The 18,102-nt window shown below is 69.1% G+C and carries 17 protein-coding genes; 4 read left to right on the forward strand and 13 right to left on the reverse strand.

The features are described 5' to 3' along the window. The first annotated feature begins 73 nt into the window (after positions 1-73). Positions 74-784, forward strand: coding sequence for a Crp/Fnr family transcriptional regulator (locus RZE77_RS00360; RefSeq protein ID WP_319440192.1), 711 nt, complete (start codon positions 74-76; stop codon positions 782-784). A gap of 131 nt (positions 785-915) precedes the next feature. On the opposite strand, the gene RZE77_RS00365 is transcribed toward RZE77_RS00360, so the two are convergent. Next, positions 916-2,718 carry an NAD(P)/FAD-dependent oxidoreductase gene (locus RZE77_RS00365; protein WP_319440193.1) on the reverse strand — a complete coding sequence of 601 codons (1,803 nt, stop codon included), beginning with the start codon at positions 2,716-2,718 and terminating at the stop codon, positions 916-918. A gap of 224 nt (positions 2,719-2,942) precedes the next feature. Between RZE77_RS00365 and RZE77_RS00370 the strand changes: the two genes are divergently transcribed. Both RZE77_RS00370 and RZE77_RS00375 read left to right on the forward strand, forming a co-directional pair. After that, entirely contained in the window at positions 2,943-3,587 is a 645-nt protein-coding gene (locus RZE77_RS00370; protein ID WP_319440194.1) for a TetR/AcrR family transcriptional regulator, read from the forward strand. Beyond that, complete coding sequence (locus RZE77_RS00375) at positions 3,584-4,798, forward strand: glycosyltransferase (protein ID WP_319440195.1); 1,215 nt, start codon at positions 3,584-3,586, stop codon at positions 4,796-4,798. The genes RZE77_RS00370 and RZE77_RS00375 overlap by 4 nt, the downstream gene beginning before the upstream one ends. 11 nt (positions 4,799-4,809) lie before the next feature. Here the strand turns inward: RZE77_RS00375 and RZE77_RS00380 are convergent, their stop codons facing one another. From RZE77_RS00380 to RZE77_RS00390, 3 genes are all read right to left on the reverse strand, one after another. Continuing rightward, positions 4,810-6,747 (reverse strand): sigma-54-dependent Fis family transcriptional regulator, encoded by a 1,938-nt coding sequence (locus tag RZE77_RS00380; protein WP_319440196.1) that lies wholly within the window; start codon positions 6,745-6,747, stop codon positions 4,810-4,812. A gap of 145 nt (positions 6,748-6,892) precedes the next feature. After that, positions 6,893-7,114 (reverse strand): tautomerase family protein, encoded by a 222-nt coding sequence (locus RZE77_RS00385; protein WP_319440197.1) that lies wholly within the window; start codon positions 7,112-7,114, stop codon positions 6,893-6,895. A gap of 10 nt (positions 7,115-7,124) precedes the next feature. Continuing rightward, positions 7,125-7,865, reverse strand: a complete 741-nt coding sequence (locus tag RZE77_RS00390) for an SDR family NAD(P)-dependent oxidoreductase (RefSeq protein ID WP_319440198.1) — start codon at positions 7,863-7,865, stop codon at positions 7,125-7,127. Between the two features lie 107 nt (positions 7,866-7,972). Here RZE77_RS00390 and RZE77_RS00395 point away from each other — a divergent pair, with 107 nt between their 5' ends. Further along, positions 7,973-8,884, forward strand: coding sequence for a LysR family transcriptional regulator (locus RZE77_RS00395; protein WP_319440199.1), 912 nt, complete (start codon positions 7,973-7,975; stop codon positions 8,882-8,884). A gap of 6 nt (positions 8,885-8,890) precedes the next feature. Here the strand turns inward: RZE77_RS00395 and RZE77_RS00400 are convergent, their stop codons facing one another. From RZE77_RS00400 to RZE77_RS00440, 9 genes are all read right to left on the reverse strand, one after another. After that, complete coding sequence (locus tag RZE77_RS00400; RefSeq protein WP_018903360.1) at positions 8,891-9,592, reverse strand: ABC transporter ATP-binding protein; 702 nt, start codon at positions 9,590-9,592, stop codon at positions 8,891-8,893. A 1-nt stretch (position 9,593) separates the two neighbouring features. Continuing rightward, a complete protein-coding gene (locus RZE77_RS00405) occupies positions 9,594-10,346 on the reverse strand; it encodes an ABC transporter ATP-binding protein (RefSeq protein ID WP_319440200.1) in 753 nt (250 codons plus the stop codon). 121 nt (positions 10,347-10,467) lie between these two features. Further along, positions 10,468-11,442, reverse strand: a complete 975-nt coding sequence (locus RZE77_RS00410; protein ID WP_319440201.1) for a branched-chain amino acid ABC transporter permease — start codon at positions 11,440-11,442, stop codon at positions 10,468-10,470. Beyond that, complete coding sequence (locus RZE77_RS00415) at positions 11,439-12,311, reverse strand: branched-chain amino acid ABC transporter permease (RefSeq protein ID WP_319440202.1); 873 nt, start codon at positions 12,309-12,311, stop codon at positions 11,439-11,441. Before RZE77_RS00415 ends, RZE77_RS00410 begins: the two co-directional genes overlap by 4 nt. Positions 12,312-12,466: 155 nt before the next feature. Beyond that, positions 12,467-13,651: an ABC transporter substrate-binding protein gene (locus RZE77_RS00420; RefSeq protein ID WP_319440203.1), complete on the reverse strand. Its 1,185-nt coding sequence runs from the start codon at positions 13,649-13,651 to the stop codon at positions 12,467-12,469. Then, on the reverse strand, positions 13,648-14,451 hold the full coding sequence (locus RZE77_RS00425) for an alpha/beta fold hydrolase (protein WP_319440204.1): 804 nt from the start codon (positions 14,449-14,451) through the stop codon (positions 13,648-13,650). The genes RZE77_RS00420 and RZE77_RS00425 overlap by 4 nt, the downstream gene beginning before the upstream one ends. 52 nt (positions 14,452-14,503) lie before the next feature. Continuing rightward, entirely contained in the window at positions 14,504-16,051 is a 1,548-nt protein-coding gene (locus RZE77_RS00430; protein ID WP_319440205.1) for a benzoate-CoA ligase family protein, read from the reverse strand. Positions 16,052-16,079: 28 nt separating this feature from the next. Then, positions 16,080-17,630 carry a 3,4-dehydroadipyl-CoA semialdehyde dehydrogenase gene (locus RZE77_RS00435; protein WP_319440206.1) on the reverse strand — a complete coding sequence of 517 codons (1,551 nt, stop codon included), beginning with the start codon at positions 17,628-17,630 and terminating at the stop codon, positions 16,080-16,082. Then, positions 17,627-18,100, reverse strand: coding sequence for a 4-hydroxylaminobenzoate lyase (locus tag RZE77_RS00440; protein ID WP_319440207.1), 474 nt, complete (start codon positions 18,098-18,100; stop codon positions 17,627-17,629). Before RZE77_RS00440 ends, RZE77_RS00435 begins: the two co-directional genes overlap by 4 nt. Positions 18,101-18,102: the final 2 nt, after the last annotated feature.

Consider the following 18,102-nt stretch of genomic DNA (forward strand, 5'->3'; position numbering starts at 1 on the left):
CAGGCACACTCAGTCATTGCGACGACATTTGGGCTCAGGGTTTACGCACCCGGGCCCCAGGAGCTTTCATTTCATGGCCACGACGAAGCCGGCCTTCAAGGCGGCATCGCTGACGATTCCCCAGTTGCTGCAGCGCTCGGCCTGGTATCCGCTGCTCGACGAAACGGCGCGCGAACGCGTGCTCGACGAGATCCGCGAGGTCGATGTGGCGGCCGGCGCCGCGCTGTGCCGGCGCGGCGATACGCCGCTGCACTGGTACGGCACGCTCGAAGGGCTGCTCAAGTGGTCGATCACCTCGAGCGACGGCCGCTCGGTCACCTTCGGCGGGCTGTCGGTCGGCAGCTGGTTCGGCGAAGGCACGCTGCTGCGCGGCGCCCCGCGCTCGGCCGACGTCATTGCGCTGCGGCCCAGCCGGGTGGCCCAGTTGCCGCTGGAGACTTTCGAATGGCTGCACCGCACGCAGCGCGGCTTCGATCATTTCCTTCTGCAGCAGCTCAACGAGCGGCTGCACTGGTTCATGGGCAACTACGCGGCGCACCGGCTGCTCGACGCCGACGGCCAGGTGGCGCGTGCGCTGGCGGGGCTGTTCCATCCGTGGCTGTATCCGGGCAGCGAGCTGCACCTGCAGACCTCGCAGGAGGAGATCGCCAATCTTTCGGGTGTGTCGCGGCAACGATGCAATGCGGCGCTGAACCGGCTGAAGGAAGCGGGGTTCCTGCGGATCGAGTACGGGGGGATCACCGTGATCGACCTCGAAGGGTTGCGGCGCTTCATCGAGGAATGAATGACTCGCTCCCTCTCCCCTTGGGGAGAGGGCGGGGGTGAGGGTGGCGGCCGCCATTCGAGCGCCGCGCCTCGTTCATCGCACCTGCCCTCACCCTGACCCTCTCCCAGAGGGAGAGGGGACAACACGGCTCAGCGCTTGTGGTACGACGGCGCGCGCTCGAACACCGGCGTGTCGATGCCTTCCATGCGCGCCTTCAGCTGCAGCGCCAGGAACTGCGAGTAGTGGCGCGACTGGTGCAGGTTGCCGCCGTGGAACCAGAGGTTCTCGACCTGCGTAGGCTTCCACATGTTGCGCAGCTCGCCCTCCCAGGGCCCCGGGTCCTTCGGCGTGCCGGAGCCCAGGCCCCAGCACTTGCCGACCTTGTCGGCGATCTCGGGCGAGATCAGGTCGGCCAGCCAGCCGTTCATCGAGCCGTAGCCGGTGGCGTACACCAGCAGGTCGGCCGGCAGCTCGGTGCCGTCGGTCAGCGTGACCGAGCGCTCGTTCACCCGCTCGATGTTCACGCCGCTCCTGAGGTGGATGCTGCCGTTGGCCACCAGCTCGGAGGCACCCACGTCGATGTAGTAGCCCGAGCCGCGCCGCAGGTACTTCATGAAGAGCCCGGAGCCGTCGACGCCGAAATCGAGCAGGAAGCCCGCCTTCTCCAGCCGCGCGTACAGGTCGGCATCGCGCTTCTTCATCTCCTCGTACACCGGGATGTGGAAGGTGTGCATGATCTTGTAGGGCACCGAGGCGAAGATCAGGTCGCCCTTGTGATGGTCGATGCCGTTCTTCACGGCCTGCTCGGAGTAGAGCCCGCCCAGCGCCAGTTCCATCAGCGACTGCGACGGCGCGATGTGCGTGGACGAGCGCTGGATCATCGTCACGTCGGCGCCGTGCTCCCACAGCGCCGCGCAGATGTCGTGCGCCGAGTTGTTCGAGCCCAGCACCACGCACTTCTTGCCGGCATAGGCCTCGGGCCCGGGGTGCTGGCTCGAATGGTGCTGGTCGCCCTTGAAGTTCTCTGCGCCCGCGATCTGCGGCACGTTCGGATAGCCCGAGACGCCGAGCGCGAACACCAGCTGCTTCGGCCGCAGCACCACCGGCCTGCCTTCGCGCTCGACCGTCACTTCCCAGCGCTGCGTGGCCTCGTCGAAGCGGGCCTTCTTCGCATGGGTGGAGTTCCAGTAGTTGAGCTCCATGATCTTCGTGTACATCTCCAGCCAGTCGCCGATCTTGTCCTTGGGCGCGAACACCGGCCAGTCGTCCGGAAAGGGCATGTAGGGCAGGTGGTCGTACCAGACCGGGTCGTGCAGGCACAGCGACTTGTAGCGCTTGCGCCAGGAGTCGCCGGCCTTCGCGTTGCGCTCCACGATGATGGTCGGCACGCCCAGCCGGCGCAGCCGCGCGCCCAGCGCGATGCCGCCCTGGCCGCCGCCGATGATCACCACCTCGGGCTGCTCGGTGTAGCCGAGCGCAGCCTCTTCGTCTTGGCGCTTCTCGAGCCAGTTCTTGCGGCCCTTGTGCACGCCGTGCTCCGCGCCCTTGATGCGGTTCTCGCCCGTCTTTTCCTCGAAGCCCTTGAGCTCGGTCATGGTGGTGAGCAGCGTCCAGGCCTTGCCGCCGCGCAGCCGAAGGTGGCCGCGGCCGCGCGCGACGTGCGTCTCGAAGCTGAACCAGGCATCGACCACGCCGTCGGCCTCGGTCGCCTCGCCCTCCAGCGCGAAGGCCGTGGGCTGCGTGTCGGCCAGCCGCGCCTGCAGCATCGCGCGGATGGCATCGGCGCCTTCCTGCGTGCGGATGTTCCAGGTGAAGGCGATGAGGTCGCGCCAGTAGCTGTCGGCCTCGAACAGCGAGACGGCCGCGTCGCTGTCGCCGCGTGCGAGGGCGGCGGCAAAGTCGGTGAGCCAGGTGGCGGCGGCCCGGGTGGGACCGGTGGTCGGGTCTGTCATTGCATGTCTCCGTGTGTCGTTGAACGAATCGAATCGCGGCGCGGCAAGGCGCACGCGGTATTCGTGGCGCAGCTTTTGTGCCGTGCGGCGCAGGGCGAAGAATCAACGGCTTGGCGGCGGTTTTGTCGCAGGCGCTTGTCGCTGTCTCGCTGAGACTGAGACAATGCATGAGAATTTGAACGACGTATAAAATTGGACGACGTTTAAATTCAATGGCCCACACCGTGACAGAACCCGACCCCCCCGGCCGCCGCGAACGCCGGCGCACCCAGACGCTCGACCACGTGGCCTCCACCGCCATGCGCCTGTTCGAAGCCCAGGGCTACGACGCGACCACCATGGAGCAGATCGCGCAGCAGTCGGACGTGGCCAAGGGCACGCTCTACAACCACTTTCCGACCAAGGAAGCGATCCTGGCGCACTGGGTGCACCTCGAGCTCGAGGCCGATGTGCAGCGGCTGCACGAGGCGGTCGACCCGAAGGCGGGCTTCGCGGTGCAACTCGGCGGCCTGCTCGACGCGTCGGCCGAGTGGTCCGAGCGCTACCGGGCGTACCTGCTCGACTACTTCCGCTTTCGCTTCCTCAACATCGAGAGCGAACTCGGCGGCGGCGACCGCGGCACGCCGCGCGACCTGTCGGGGCTGTTCGAGGCGCTGATCGCCGCCGCCCAGCAGGCGGGCACGCTGCGCACCGACGTGTCGGCCGCGCACCTCGCGAGCCTGCTGCACCACCTGTACTTCGGTGCGCTGATGCGCTGGCTCACGCTGCCCGGCCTCGTGCTGCGCGACGAATTCGCCGTGGTCGTCGATCTCTTCGCCGGTGGCGCACGTGTGGCCCCGAAGCCCCCTGCAAGGAGGCGCTCCTCATGAAACTCGCCGTGCTCACCTACGGCACCGAGGGCGACGCCCGGCCGCTCGCTGCGCTGTGCCGCGCGCTGGACGACGCGGGCCATGCCTCGGTGCTGCTGGCGGACGCGACCACGCTCGGCGCGGCCGAACGGCTCGGCGTGCGCTCGCAGGCGCTGGCCGGCGACATGCGCGAGGCGCTCGGCGGCGTCATCGCGCAGGGCGACAAACCGGCCGCGGCCGCGAAGGCGCTCGCGGACATCGCCAATGCCAACGCCTCGTCCTGGCTGCGCCAGACCGTCGAGACCGTGCAGGGCTGCGACGCGGTCGTCTGCGCGGGGCTCGCGGCCTTCGTGGGCCTGTCGGCGGCCGAGGCACTGGGCGTGCCCGCCATCGGCGCGGGCATGTTCCCGCTCACGCCGACGGCCGCGTTCGCCTCGCCCTTCCTTCCGCCCGCACGCGTGCCGCGCTTCCTGAACCGCGCGAGCCACCACCTCGTCAACGGGCTGCTCTGGCGCGCCTTCCGGCCGGCCGTGAATGCCGCGCGCGCCGAGGTCTGCGGCCTTCCGCCGCGGCGGCGCCTGTGGACCACGCACCCCGTGCTCTACGGCTACTCGCCGAGCCTGCTGCCGCGCCCGGCCGACTGGCCCGCCAACGCCGCGGTGTGCGGCCAGTGGCTCGCGCCCGCGCCCGACTGGCAGCCGGCGCCGGCGCTGCGCGGCTTTCTCGCGGCCGGCGAGGCGCCCGTCTACATCGGCTTCGGCAGCATGACGGGCTTCGACAAGGCGCGGCTGCTCGCGGCCCTCATTGACGGCATGGCCGGCCGGCGCGCGGTGCTGCATCCCGGATGGAGCGGCCTGGATGCGCGGCAGCTGCCGCCGAACTTCCACGCCATCGGCGACACCCCGCACGACTGGCTGTTTCCGCAGATGGCGCTGGTGGTGCACCACGGCGGCTCGGGCACCAGCCACTCGGCCGCGCGCGCGGGGGTGCCCTCGGTGGTCGTGCCCTTCGCGGGTGACCAGGCGTTCTGGGCGCATCACCTCGCGCAGTCGGGCGTGGCACCGCCCGCGGTGGCGGGCAGCCGGTTCGGCGCCGAGGACCTGGCGCGCGGCATCGCCTTCGCGCACGACCCGCAGGTGCGTGCGCGGGCCCAAGCGCTGGGCGAACGCATGCGCGCGGAAGACGGCCTGGGCACGGCCGTGCGCGCCATCGAGCAGATCTTGGCGCGCTAGATCAGAGCAGGTCAGCCGCGCTGCGGCGCCACGATGCCGAAGCGCTTCATGTGCCGGTACGCGGTGGCGCGGCTGATGCCGAGCGCCTGCGCGGCCCGCGCCACATGCCAGCGGTGGCGCTGCAGCGCGTCGAGCAGGCGCGTGGCGTCGGCGGCGCTGTCGCCGTCGTCGGCCGGAGAGGGCGTAGGCGCGGCGTCGCGGGGGTCGAGCGACGGACGATGCGGCGCCAGGCGCAGCTCCTCGGGCGTGATGCTCGCGCCCGTGCACAGCGCGAGCGCCAATCGCAGCACATTGCGCAACTCGCGCAGGTTGCCCGGCCAGTCGTGCGCCATCAGCCGCAGCATCGCGGCTTCCGAAAGCCGCGCGGCCCCGCCCATCGCCGCGGCTTCCTCATTGAACATCGCCTCGATCAGGTAGCGCCGGTCGCCGCGCGCACGCAGCGGCGGCAGCTTGAGCACCGCGCCGCACAGCCGGTAGTACAGGTCTTCGCGGAAGCGCCCGGCCGCGACCAGCGCCGACAGGTCGCGGTGCGTGGCCGCCACCACGGCGATGTCCACGCGCTGCGGCGACTCCGCCCCCAGCGGCAGCACCTCGCCTTCGGAGAGCACGCGCAAGAGCCGCGTCTGCAGCGCCATCGGCATGTCGCCGATCTCGTCGAGGAACAGCGTGCCGCGGTCGGCCTGCGCGATCAGCCCCTTCATGCCCTTGGCGCGGCCGCCGGTGAAGCTGCCGGGCGTGTAGCCGAAGAGCTCGCTCTCGATCAGCGAATCGGGAATGGCCGCGCAGTTCACCGCCACGAAGGGCATGGCCGCGCGGCGGCTCGCGCCGTGCATGGCGCGCGCCAGCACTTCCTTGCCGCTGCCGGTTTCGCCTTCGACCAGCACATGGATGCCGCGGTCCACCAGGCGGCGCGCCTGCGCCAGAAGCTGCTGCATGGCCGGATCGTCGCCGGCGATGCGCGCGAGCGGCGGCAGGCGATCGGAGGGACGGGCCGTGTCCGGCGCGGGCGCCGCCGCCCGCCGCACGCGCGGCGCCAGCAGCGAGGCGTGGTATTCGCCGCCGCCCGGCAGCAGCACCGTGTGCGCGAAGGGCATGGCCGATGCGCCGCCGTTGCCCAGGCGCCAGACCGCGTCCATCGGCATGTGCAGCAGCTGCGACACCTCGCGGCCCAGCGGGTTTTCGGCCAGGGCCTGCCGCGCGCCACTGTTGGCGCCGACCACCGTGCCGCCCTCGTCGAAGGCCAGCATCAACTCGCCGGCCACATCGACCAGCCCGTAGGCCGTGCCCAGCCGCAGGATCCAGTGGCCGCGGAAGCTGCGCAGGAAATCGGCGTCCTCGATCATCCGCGCATAGATCGACACCAGGTGCCGCACCAGGTGCTGGCTCTCCCGGGCTTCGGGCGAGCGCAGCGCCGAGACGTCGAGGATGGCCGTGAGCCTGCCGCTGTGGTCGAACAGCGGCGCCGTCGTGCAGGTCAGCGCGATGTGCGTGGCATCGAAGTGCTCGGTCTGGTGGCAGGTCATCGGCTGGCGCTCGACCAGGCAGGTGCCCACGCCGCAGGTGCCCGCATGGGCCTCGTTCCAGTCGGCGCCCAGGTAGAGGCCGGCGCGGCGCAGCTGGTCGTCCCAGGCCGGGTTGCCGATGTAGTCGACCGTGATGCCTTCGGCGTCGGTCAGCAGCACCATGTAGCCGAGGTCCGCCACGCGGCGGTAGATATCTTCCATGCCGGCGCGCGCCGCACGCAAGAAATGCTCGAGCTGCTGCTGGTGCGCGCGCACCTCCTGCGCCGGAAGGATGCGCGCGGGGCTGGGCTTCGTCGGGTCGAGGCCGTGCTCGCGCACGCAACGCGCCCACGACTTGTGGACCAGGCTCGCCGCCGGATCGGCCAGCGCCGTGCCGGTGGCGATGGAGTAGACGTTGTCGATGTGACGCGATTGCAGGGAAGTCATGCTCAGCCTCGCGGGTGCGCACGGCCGTTGCGGGGATCCATGGGGCGTGCAGCCGCACATCATTCGGTGGCCGCATGGCCCGGGGTGAGAGGTGAAACCCGGTGGAACGGAGGTTTTACTCTCCCTCACACCGTGGGCATGCCGCTCACGCCGGTTTCGCACCCTCGGCCAGCCGCTTGCGGTACTCCGTCGTCGTTACGCCCGCGAAGCCCCAGTCGTCGGTGTCGATCTCCTCGATCACGATGTGGGTCCACTCCGGCGGCTTCTTCAGCACCCGTTCAAGCGTTTCCGTGAACTCGGCAATGACCTGGGTTTTCTGTTCGCGCGTGACACCGTCGCGCGTGATCTTCAGATTGACGAAAGGCATGGCGCTCTCCTTACCACTTGCCGGTGCTCATGCCGCCATCCACGGGCAGCACCACGCCGGTCGTGAAATCGGCGCTCGTGAGGTAGAGCACCGCGTCGGCGATTTCGCGCACGGTCGCGATGCGGCCGGCGGGCGCCAGGCCGTTGAGGAAGCCGTGCTGCTCGGGCGTGTACAGCGGCGTGTCCACGATGCCGGGTGCCACCGCATTCACCTTGACGTTGTGTGGTGCGAGTTCGAGCGCCAGCGCGCGCGTCGCGGCATTGATGCCGCCCTTGATCAGCACCGGCAAGGCCGCCGGCACCTGCTGGTTCGGCTGCAGCGCGATGCTCGCGGTGATGTTCACGATATGTCCCTGGCGGCGCGCGACCATGTGCTTCGCCGCGGCCTGCGAGGCATAGACGAAGCCCTTGAGGTTCGTGGCCACCATTTGCTCGAGTTCGTCCTCGGTGTATTCGACGAAGGGCTTGGCGTTGAAGATGCCCGCGTTGTTGATGAGCACGTCGACCTGGCCGAAGCGCTCCACGGCGCGGTCGACGAGCTGCTGCGCAGTGTCGCGGCGGCCGATGTCGCCCGCGACGCCGAGAAGGCGCGCCGGGTTGCCGAGCTGCTCCGCGGCGGCCGCGAGCCGCTCGGCGGTGCGCGCATTCGCGACCACGTTGAAGCCGCGCTCGAGGTACGCCTGCGCAAGGCCCAGGCCGATGCCGCTCGAGGCGCCCGTGATGACCACGGTGGGGGATGTGTTGTCCTGCATGTCGGTTCTCCAAGGAAGTTGATGACGTGGGGAGAACTGTATTGATGACGCACCAATAGATAAATCACTAGACTCGAACTTCACTTGATACGCGGAGTAATCAATCCATGCAGCGGCAGTTCGGCGACATCCTCCTGGGCAGCATCGAGTTGTTCTGCCTTGCTGCGGAGACCGGCGGCTTCACTTCGGCGGCGCTCGCTGCCGGTGTGACGCCGGCGGCCGTGAGCCGCTCGATCTCGCGGCTCGAGAAGCGGCTGGGGTTGCGGCTCTTCGTGCGCACTACGCGCAGCGTGCGGCTCACCGACGCGGGCCGCTCCTACTTTGCGCAGTGCCGCCAGGCGCTGGCGCAGCTCGCCGAGGCCGAGCGCGAGGTGATGGGCCAGCAGGCGCTGCCTTCGGGCACGCTGCGCATCAGCGTGCCGACCACCTACGGCCACCACCGCATCCTTCCCTTGCTGCCGGCATTTCGCGAACGCTTTCCCGACATCCGGCTGCACGTGCACCTGAGCAACCGCAACATCGATTTCGTGGAAGAGGGCTACGACATGGCCGTGCGCGTGCGGGCCCAGCCCGACTCCACGCTGATCGCGCGGCACCTCGAGGATGCAGGCCTGGTCGTGGTCGCCACGCGCAAATACCTGAGGAGGGCCGGCACGCCGCGCACGCTGGACGATCTTGCAGCGCACGAGTGCATTCAGTTCGAGCTGCCCAGCAGCGGCCGCCGCATTTCGTGGCTCTTCAAGGAAAACGGCAAGGACCGCGAAGTCTTCGCGGACAGCGCCTACAGCTGCTCCGACGACGTGCTCGGCGGGGTCACGCTCGCGAAAAGCGGCGCCGGGTTGTTCCAGACCTACCGCTTCGTCGTGGAGAAGGAACTGGCCGACGGCTCGCTCGTCGAGGTGCTGAAACCCTTCGCGGGCCGTTCGCGGCCCTACACGCTGCTGTACCCGGACGGACGCCACGTGCCGCTGCGCATGCGGGTGTTCATCGACTTCCTGATGGCGCAGCGGGCCGCCTGAAGCGCCTTACACGCCCAGCAATTCCTCGAGCGCCTGCGGCTCGGCCAGCAGATCGGCCGACGCGCCGTGCCGCACGATCTGCCCCTTCTCCATCACCACCGCCAGGTCGGTGTGCGCGAGCACCTTGCGGTAGTCGCGGTCGACGATCAGCGTGGCGATGCCGGTCGCGCGGATCTCGCCGATCACGCGCCAGATCTCGGCCACGATCAGCGGCGCCAGGCCTTCGGTGGCCTCGTCGAGGATCAGCAAGCGCGGGTTGGTCATGAGTGCGCGGCCGATCGAGAGCATCTGCTGCTCGCCGCCCGAGAGCTGCTGGCCGCCGTGCGAGAGCCGCTCGGCCAGCCGCGGAAAGGTGGCCATCACGCGGTCGAAGGTCCAGGCGCGCCGGCCGTCGATGCCCGCGCGCTCGCTCATCACGAGGTTCTCGCGCACCGAGAGGTTCGGAAAGATGCCGCGGCCTTCGGGCACGTAGCCGATGCCGAGGCGCGCCATCTTCTCGGGCGGCCAGCCGGTGACGGTGCGGCCATCGACCTGCACCTCGCCCGAGGCGGGGCGCACATAGCCCATGACCGTGCGGATCAGCGTGGTCTTGCCCATGCCGTTGCGCCCGAGCAGGCCGACCGAGGTGGCGGCCGGAATGCCGGCATGCACGCCGCGCAGGATGTGGCTGTTGCCGTAGTAGGTGTTGAGATCGCGGACGACGAGCATGTCAGTGGTCTTCTCCAAGGTAGGCGGTGCGCACTTCCGGGTTCTCGCGGATCGATTTCGGATCGCCGGTCGCGATGACCGTGCCGTTCACCATCACCGTGATGCGGTCGGCAATGCGGAACACCGCATCCATGTCGTGCTCCACCAGCAGGATGGCGTGCGTGGCCTTCAGCCGCGCGAGCAGCGTGAGCATGCGGTCGGTTTCCTCGGCGCCCATGCCCGCGAGCGGCTCGTCGAGCAGCAGCACGCGGGGCTTGGTGGCCAGGCACATCGCCACTTCGAGCTGGCGCTGCGCGCCGTGGCTCAGCGTGCCCGCGATGCGCAGGGCTTCGTTCGAAAGGCCTGCGGCCTCGAGCGCCGCGTCGGCCGCCGCATTGCTGGCGGCGCAGCGCCCGGACGACTGCCACACCGTCCAGGGCCGCGCCGTGGCGGCCTGCGCCGTGAGCCGGCAGTTCTCGTGCACGCTGAACTCCGGGAAGATGGTCGTGCGCTGGTAGCTGCGGCCCACGCCCGCGCGCGCGCGGCGCCACTGCGCGCGCCGGGTGATGTCGACGCCGTCGAGCGCGATGCGGCCTTCGGAGGCTTCGATCTCGCCCGAGAGCATGTTGATGAGCGTCGACTTGCCTGCGCCGTTGGTGCCGATCACCGCATGGACTTCGCCGACGTGCAGATCGAGCGTGATGGCATTGACGGCCGTGAGGCCGCCGAAGCGGCGGGTGAGGCCAGTGACGGAAAGAAGCGCGCCTGCATTCATGGTCGGGCTGGGGTGAGGGCACTGGGCGGTAGAAAGCGCAGGGCGATGGGCAGGGCCGCAGCCCTCACCCTAACCCTCTCCCGCCTGCGGGAGAGGGGACAAATCCGGAACGCGGTGGCAGTCATGCAGCCCCCTTCGGCGACAGCCGCTTGGCCAGGCCGATCAGCCCCTTGGGCAGCCACGCCACGAACACGATGATCGCGATGCCCAGCGTCAGCTGCCAGTGGTCCGCGAGCGGCCCCATCACGGCGTGCGTCGAGAAGATTTCCTTCAGCAGCGTGAACGCAATGGCACCGATGACCGCGCCGCGCAGGTGGCCGAGGCCGCCCAGGATCACCATCAGCAGCACCTCGCCCGAGTTGTGCCAGGCCATCAGCTCGGGGTTGACGACGCCGTCGCGCGAGGCCAGCAGAAAGCCCGCGAGCCCGGCCAGCGCACCCGCCAGCACGAAGGCCGCGAGCTTGTAGCCGTACACCGGAAAGCCCGCCGCGCGCATGCGCTGCTCGTTCACGCGGATGCCCGCGAGCGCCGCGCCGAAGCGCGAGCGCCGCACCAGCGCCAGGAGGCCGTAGGTGAACACCAGCGATGCGAGCACCACGTAGAACAGCACCATGCGGTTCTCCAGGTCGAGCTTGCCGATGGCCGGCCGCACGTACAGGTAGATGCCGTCGCTGCCGCCGCCGACCTTGGTGTCGTGGAACACGAAGAAGGCCATCTGCGCAAAGGCCAGCGTCACCATGATGAAGTACACGCCGCGCGTGCGCAGGCTCAGCGCACCCACGAACAGGGCATAGAGCGCGGCCGCGCCCATGGCCAGCGGCAGCAGCAGCGCGAGGTTGCCGCCCTCGTTGCCCGAGGCCAGCACCGTGACGTAGGCGCCGATGCCGTAGAACGCCGCATGGCCCAGGCTCACGAGCCCCGTCATGCCGACCAGCAGTTCGAGGCTCAGCGCGAAGATCGACAGGATCATCACCTTGACGACGAAGTCCGAGACGTAGTTGCCCATCAACGGGCCGAGCACGCCGATGGCAATGGCGCAGGCCAGCGGCACGAGAAACGCGCCACGCCGCATGGAAGAAGTGTGGGTCTGCGTCATGGCCGCCTCCCCATCAGCCCTTCGGGCTTCCAGATCAGCACGATGGCCATCAGCAGGTAGATGCCGATGCCAGCGAGGTCCGCGAAGAACACCTTGCCGAAGGTGTCGACGAAGCCCACCAGCAGCGAGGCCACCAGCGCGCCCGTGATCGAGCCGATGCCGCCGATCACCACCAGCACGAAGCAGATGATGAGCACGCTCGCGCCCATGTTGGGGTACACCGAGGACATCGGCGCCGCGATCATCCCGGCCAGCGCCGCGAGCGCCACGCCGGCCGCGAACACGATGCGGTAGAGCCGCTTCACGTCGATGCCCAGGCCCCGCACCATGTCGCGGTTGCTCGCGCCGGCGCGGATCATCATGCCCAGCCGCGTGCGGTTGACCACCCAGTACAGCGCCACCGCCAGCACGATGCAGGCGGCCGAGGCGAAGAGCCGGTACCACGGATAGCTCATGACGTTGCCGAGCGCAAAGCTGCCGTCCAGCCAGGCCGGCACCTTCACGCCGTGCACGTCGTTGCCCACGAGAATGGAGCGCAGTTCCTCGAACACCAGGATGAGCCCGTAGGTCATCAGCACCTGCTGCAGGTGGTCGCGCTGGTAGAGGTAGCTGAAGAAGGCCCATTCGAGCAGGTAGCCGAAGATCGCCGCCAGCACCACGCCGGCCACCAGCATCAAGAGGAACTGGTCGCCGAACAGCGGCGCGAGCGCGAACGCCATGTACGCGCCGATCATGTAGAAGCTGCCGTGCGCAAGGTTGATCACGCCCATGATCCCGAAGATCAGCGTGAGCCCCGAGGCCACCAGGAACAGAAGAAGTCCGTACTGAACCGAGTTCAGGCACTGGACAAGGAAGGTGCCGAAATCCACGTTAGGTCATCCCGGTAGCGGCTTGAAGAAAGAGCGTGGCGCGTAGCGCCCGCGATGTTCGTGAGACACCGCGGATCCGGCTTTGCCGGTCCGCCGGTGTCGCCCCCTCGAGGGGGGAGTCGAGCTACACGCAGTGAGCGAGGGACGGGGGTGGGTTACATGCGACATCCACGGGCCGGATCCGTCAGCCCCTTGATCGCGATGCTCACCAGCTTGTTCTCCTTGCCTTCGACCTTGCGCAGGTAGATGTCCTGCACCGGGTTGTGCGACTTGCTCATGGTGAACGTGCCGCGCGGGCTGTCGATCTTCGCCTTCTCGATGGCGGCCGTGAAGTCGGCCTTCTTGCCGATGTCGCCCTTGGTGGCGGCCAGACCCACGCCCAGCATCTGCGCCGCGTCGTAGCCCTGCACGGCATACACGTCGGGCTGCAGCTTGAAGGCCTTGGCGTAGCCGACGCGGAAGGCGTTGTCGCGCGCCGTGTTCAGGCCGTCGGCATAGTGCAGCGTGGTCAGCATGCCTTGGGCGGCCTCGCCCTGCGCGTCCAGGGTGCCGTCGGTCAGGAAGCCCGGGCCGTAGAGCGGAATGGTCTTGTTGAGGCCCGCGGCCTGGTAGTCCTTGACGAACTTCACCGCGCCGCCGCCCGCGAAGAAGGCATACACCGCATCAGGCTTGGCCGCGGCAATCTCGGTCAGCAGGGCCTGGAACTCGACATTGGGAAACGGCAGCGTGAGCTGCTTGTCGACCTTGCCGCCGGCCTTCTCGAACCCTTCCTTGAAGCCGTTGACCGACTCCTCGCCGGCCGCGTACTTCCAGGTGATGGTCATGACCTTCTTCTTGCCCTGCTGCTTGGCCGCCACTTCACCCATGGCGTAGGCCGGCTGCCAGTTGCTGAACGAACTGCGGAAGATGTTGGGCGCGCACATCGGGCCCGTGACCGCATCGGCGCCGGCATTGGGCACGATCAGCACGGTGCCGCTTTCCTTGGCGGCCTTGGCCATGGCCATGGCCACGCCGGAGTGCACGGTGCCCACGATCACGTCGACGTTGTCGCGCTTGATGAGCTTGTTGACGTTGTCGGTGGCCTTGGCCGGGTCGGACTCGTCGTCGACCTTGAAGTATTCGATCTCGCGGCCGGCGAGCTTGCCGCCCTGTTCGTCCACGTAGAGCTTGAAGCCGTTTTCGATGGCGACGCCCAGGGCGGTATAGGTGCCGCTGTAGGGCAGCATAAGGCCGACCTTGAGCTTGCCGGTGCCCTGCGCGCCGGCGGCGCTGGCCAGGGCGGCGAAGGCGATCGCGGTGAGCGCGAGGCGGGCGGTGCGGACCGGGGTGAATGGGGTCATGGTGTTTGTCTCCTGTTTTTGGTAATGAAAGAAGTGGCCGCGACGATGACACGATCCGGCTGATCGCGATGCGGGGAATGCCCGCATTCCGGGATTTCGAGCAGCTCGCATCCCCTGACCCGCGCCGCGATGCCGCGGATCTGCGCGAGCGTGCCGTACTCGTCGTCGATGCCCTGGATGGCGAGGACAGGGCAGCGGATGGTGTCGAGTTCGGCCTCGATGTTCCATTCGCGGAAGGGCGGGTGCAGCCAGATGCGGTTCCAGCCCCAGAAGGCCGAATCGGCGCTGTCGTGGTAGCGGCCGAGCTTCGCCGGCAGGTCGGTCGAGAGGTACGCGGTGCGGGCCTGCTCGATGTTCGCGACGGTCACGTCTTCCACGAAGATGTGCGGCGCGAGCACCACGAGGCCGCTGACGCGGTCCGGGAAGCGCGAGGCATAGAGCAGCGAGATCGAGCCGCCGTCGCTGTGGCCGAAGAGCCAGGGCTTCTCGTCGTCGAGCTTCAGCGCGGTGAAGAGCGCTGGCAGCACCTCGTGCGCCTGGCGGTGCATGAAGTCGACGTCCCAGATCTCGTCGTCGGCGCGCGGCGTCGAGCGGCCGTAGCCGGGGCGCGAGAACACGAGGCCGCGGGCGTTGGCGGCGTTGCAGACTTGCGCGGGGAAGTCCTTCCACATCGCGATGGAGCCGAGGCCTTCGTGCAGGAAGACGATGAGCGGGGCATCGGTGCGCTCGGGGGCGATCCACTGGCATTCGATGCGCACGGGGCGGTTGCGCCAGTTGATCGTTGCGAAGTCGGGAGTCATGGCTGTTGCTCCCTCTCCCTCTGGGAGAGGGAACAACGCGGGAACCTCATGCTCATGCCTGCCTCTCCCGCTCGCGCAGCCTGAACCGCTGGATCTTCCCCGTCGCCGTCTTCGGCAGCTCCTGCACGAATTCCAGGAAGCGCGGGTACTTGTACGGCGCGAGCCTTTCCTTCACGAAAGCCTTCAGCTCCTCGTCGCCGACCGACTGGCCGTCCTTCAGCACGACAAAGGCCTTGGTCTTGGTCAGTCCGTCCGCGTCTTCCTTGCCGATCACCGCGGCCTCGAGCACCGCGGGGTGCTGCATCAGCGTGGCTTCCACCTCGAAGGGCGACACATAGATGCCGCTGACCTTCAGCATGTCGTCGCTGCGCCCGGCGTAGGTGTAGTAGCCGTCGGCGTCGCGCGTGTACTTGTCGCCGCTCTTGGTCCAGCCGCCCTGGAAGGTCTCGCGCGACTTCTCGCGGTTGCACCAGTACATGAGCGCCGCGCTCGGGCCGCGGATGTAGAGGTCGCCCACCTCGCCATCGGGCACCGGGCGGCCATCCTCGCCGCGCAGCTCGACCTCGTAGCCTTCCACCGGCTTGCCCGTGGTGCCGTAGCGCACGTCGCCGGGGCGGTTGGAGATGAAGATGTGCAGCATCTCGGTGGAGCCGATGCCGTCGATGATCTCGCAGCCGAAGTGCGCCTTGAAGCGCTGCGCGATCTCGCCGGGCAGTGCCTCGCCGGCGGAAGAGCACATGCGCAGCGCCACCTGCTCGCGCGCCGGCAGCTTCGGCGAGGCGAGCATGCCGGCAAAGCCGGTGGGCGCGCCGAAGAACACCGTCGGCTTGTGCTCCACCCAGCGGCGGAAGGTGGCGTCGGGCGTGGGGCGCTCGGCCATCAGCACCACCGTGGCGCCGACCGACAGCGGAAAGGTCAGCGCATTGCCCAGCCCGTACGCGAAGTACATCTTGGCGGCCGAGAAGCACACGTCGTTCTCGGTGAGCCCGAGCACCGGCTTGCCATAGAGCTCGGCCGTCCACCACAGGTTGGCATGCGTGTGGACCGTGCCCTTGGGCTTGCCGGTGGAGCCGGAGGAATACAGCCAGAAGCCGGGGTCGTCGGAGGCCGTGGGCGCGGGCGCCGCCATCGGCGCGGCGGCGGCGAGCGCGGCTTCGAATTCCTGCGCGCCTTCGGGCAGCGCGCCCGTGGGCTGCGAGACGATCAGCGTGTGCACTTCATGCGTGCCGAGCGCCATCGCCGTCTGCAGCGCGGGCAGCAATGCGCCCGACACCAGCGCGGCCTGCGCGCGGCTGTGGTCGAGCATGTAGGCGTAGTCCGCGGGCGTGAGCAGCGTGTTGACGGCGACGGGGACCACGCCGGCATGGAGACAGCCGAGAAAACTCACGGGCCAGTCGCTGCTGTCGAGCATCAGCAGCAGCACGCGCTCTTCGCGCCGCACGCCGGCGGCCTTGAGCGCGGCGGCCAGGCGGCGTGCGCGGTCCTCGAGCTGGCCGTAGGCGAGCGTGCCGCGGTCGTCGATGTAGGCGGTGCGCTCGGCGCGGCCGCGGTTCAGCGCGAACAGGTGCTCGGCGAAATTGAATCGTTGGGGCAGGGTCATGGTTGTCTCCTTCGGCCGGGTTCTTTTTCTAGAGGCCCAGTGCGGCCAGCACGCCGGGGCTCGCCTGCACGGCGCTGCGGCGATGGTAGAAGTCCAGCGCGCGCAGGCCGCCGAGCTCGGCGCCGCCGCCCGCGCGGCCCGGGCCGCCGTGCAGCGACATCGGCATCACGTTGCCGTGGCCGGTGTGGGCCTGCGCCACCTCGGGCGTGATCACGTGCACGCGGCCGTGGCTCGGCGCCACCGCGAGCGCGGCCTGCGCCAGCGCCGCGTCGTCGCTGCCGTAGAGCGAAGTCACGAGCGAACCCTGGCCGCGGTGCGCCAGCGCGATGCCGTGCGCCAGGTCGCGGTACGGCAGCAGCGTGGCAACGGGTCCGAACACTTCCACGTCGTGCACGCGCTGCGCCGCATCGGCGTCGCGCGCACCCAGCAGCACAGGGCCGATGCAGGCGGCCACCGACGGTTCGGCATCGATCAGCGGCGTGTTGCGGCCGTCGTACAGCACGCTGGCCTGCGCCGAGAGCGCTTCCAGGCCCTCGCTCACGGCATTCATCTGCGCCCGGCTCACGAGCGAGCCCATGCGCACGCTCTCGTTGCGCGGATTGCCGACGGTGATGGCCGCGAGCTTGGCGCCAATGGCTTCGGCCGCGGCGTCGTAGAGCTCGGCCGGCACCAGGATGCGGCGGATCGCGGTGCATTTCTGGCCCGACTTGACCGTCATCTCGCGCACCACTTCGCGCACCAGCAGGTTGAAGGCCTCGCTGCCGGCCGCGGCGCCGGGCAGCAGCAGGGCGCTGTTGAGGCTGTCGGCCTCGATGTTCGCGCGTACCGAGCGCTCGGCCACGGCCGGGTGCGAGCGGATCACGGCGGCCGTCTCGGCCGAGCCGGTGAACGAGACCACGTCGAAGGGCTGCAGCGCATCCATCAGGCCCGCCGAGCTGCCGCAGACGACCGAGAGCGCGCCCGCGGGCAGCACGCCCGCATCGACCACGTCCTTGACCATGCGCTGCGTGAGCCAGGCGGTGGCCGTGGCGGGCTTCACGATCACCGGCACGCCCGAGAGCAGCGCCGGCGCGGCCTTTTCCCACAGCCCCCACGACGGAAAGTTGAAGGCGTTGATGAACAGCGCCACGCCGTGCGTCGGCAGCTGCAGGTGCTGCGACTGGAACACCGGCTCCTTGCCGAGCTTCACGGCCTCGCCGTCGCGCAGCGCGCGCACGTCGCCGAGCGCGTCGCCCCACTTCGCATACTGGCCCAGCGTGAAGATCGCACCGTCGATGTCGACGGCCGAGTCGTTCTTCACCGTGCCGGAGTTCGCGGTCGCGATCTCGTAGTAGGCATCGCGGTTGGCCTGGAGCACCTTCACGACGGCGCCGAGCAGCCCGGCACGCTGTCGATAGGTGAGGGCGCGCAGCGCGCCGCCGCCCTGTTCGCGCGCAAAGGCAAAGGCGGCGGGCAGGTCCAGGCCGGTGGCGTCGACGCGCACGAGCTCGGCGCCCAGCACCGGATCGAAAAGCGGCGTGCCGGCGCCCGATCCGCCTTGCCAGCGGCCGGCGACGTAATTGGGGAGGAGTTCGGTCATGGGGTGAACTTGATCTGCCCTTCAGGCAGGAGATAGAGAACGAGGGCGCGGCCGTTCGCCACGGTCGGGCGGTGCGCGGTGCCGGGGCCGTAGACGCACCAGCCCGCGGGCCGGCCGTCGAAGGTGGCGCCGGGGCTGCCTTCGATCGGCATGATCAGGTCGATCTCGCCATTCGGATGCGTGTGGTGCGGCCCCGCGATGTCCTGCATGTCGACCACGTCGACCGAGAAGCGCTGCAGTGCGTCCTCCGCCTTGAACACGCGGCCGTAGCGGATGTCGCCGCCTTCGCGCTCGCACAGCCAGCCTTCGGCCACGCCGCCGATGCAGGCCTGGCGCAGCGCCTCGAAGCGCGCGCTGCCCGCGCCATGGGTGGCGTTGAGCCACTGGTCGAGCTGTTCGTCGAGCGGACGGCCGGCAATTTCGGCGGTCAGGCCGGCGATCAACTGGTGAAATGCTTCCTTGCTGGACATTG

Origin of the sequence: Variovorax sp. SPNA7, assembly GCF_033807855.1 — a bacterium.
Classification (GTDB): Bacteria; Pseudomonadota; Gammaproteobacteria; order Burkholderiales; family Burkholderiaceae_C; genus Variovorax; species Variovorax beijingensis.

Excerpts from the sequence above, each read along its gene's own strand:
- RZE77_RS00360 (WP_319440192.1), top strand. The coding sequence starts at position 74 with ATGGCCACGACGAAGCCGGCCTTCAAGGCGGCATCGCTGACGATTCCC.
- RZE77_RS00365 (WP_319440193.1), bottom strand. The coding sequence starts at position 2,718 with ATGACAGACCCGACCACCGGTCCCACCCGGGCCGCCGCCACCTGGCTC.
- RZE77_RS00375 (WP_319440195.1), top strand. The coding sequence starts at position 3,584 with ATGAAACTCGCCGTGCTCACCTACGGCACCGAGGGCGACGCCCGGCCG.
- RZE77_RS00380 (WP_319440196.1), bottom strand. The coding sequence starts at position 6,747 with ATGACTTCCCTGCAATCGCGTCACATCGACAACGTCTACTCCATCGCC.
- RZE77_RS00385 (WP_319440197.1), bottom strand. The coding sequence starts at position 7,114 with ATGCCTTTCGTCAATCTGAAGATCACGCGCGACGGTGTCACGCGCGAA.
- RZE77_RS00390 (WP_319440198.1), bottom strand. The coding sequence starts at position 7,865 with ATGCAGGACAACACATCCCCCACCGTGGTCATCACGGGCGCCTCGAGC.
- RZE77_RS00395 (WP_319440199.1), top strand. The coding sequence starts at position 7,973 with ATGCAGCGGCAGTTCGGCGACATCCTCCTGGGCAGCATCGAGTTGTTC.
- RZE77_RS00400 (WP_018903360.1), bottom strand. The coding sequence starts at position 9,592 with ATGCTCGTCGTCCGCGATCTCAACACCTACTACGGCAACAGCCACATC.
- RZE77_RS00405 (WP_319440200.1), bottom strand. The coding sequence starts at position 10,346 with ATGAATGCAGGCGCGCTTCTTTCCGTCACTGGCCTCACCCGCCGCTTC.
- RZE77_RS00410 (WP_319440201.1), bottom strand. The coding sequence starts at position 11,442 with ATGACGCAGACCCACACTTCTTCCATGCGGCGTGGCGCGTTTCTCGTG.
- RZE77_RS00420 (WP_319440203.1), bottom strand. The coding sequence starts at position 13,651 with ATGACCCCATTCACCCCGGTCCGCACCGCCCGCCTCGCGCTCACCGCG.
- RZE77_RS00425 (WP_319440204.1), bottom strand. The coding sequence starts at position 14,451 with ATGACTCCCGACTTCGCAACGATCAACTGGCGCAACCGCCCCGTGCGC.
- RZE77_RS00430 (WP_319440205.1), bottom strand. The coding sequence starts at position 16,051 with ATGACCCTGCCCCAACGATTCAATTTCGCCGAGCACCTGTTCGCGCTG.
- RZE77_RS00435 (WP_319440206.1), bottom strand. The coding sequence starts at position 17,630 with ATGACCGAACTCCTCCCCAATTACGTCGCCGGCCGCTGGCAAGGCGGA.
- RZE77_RS00440 (WP_319440207.1), bottom strand. The coding sequence starts at position 18,100 with ATGTCCAGCAAGGAAGCATTTCACCAGTTGATCGCCGGCCTGACCGCC.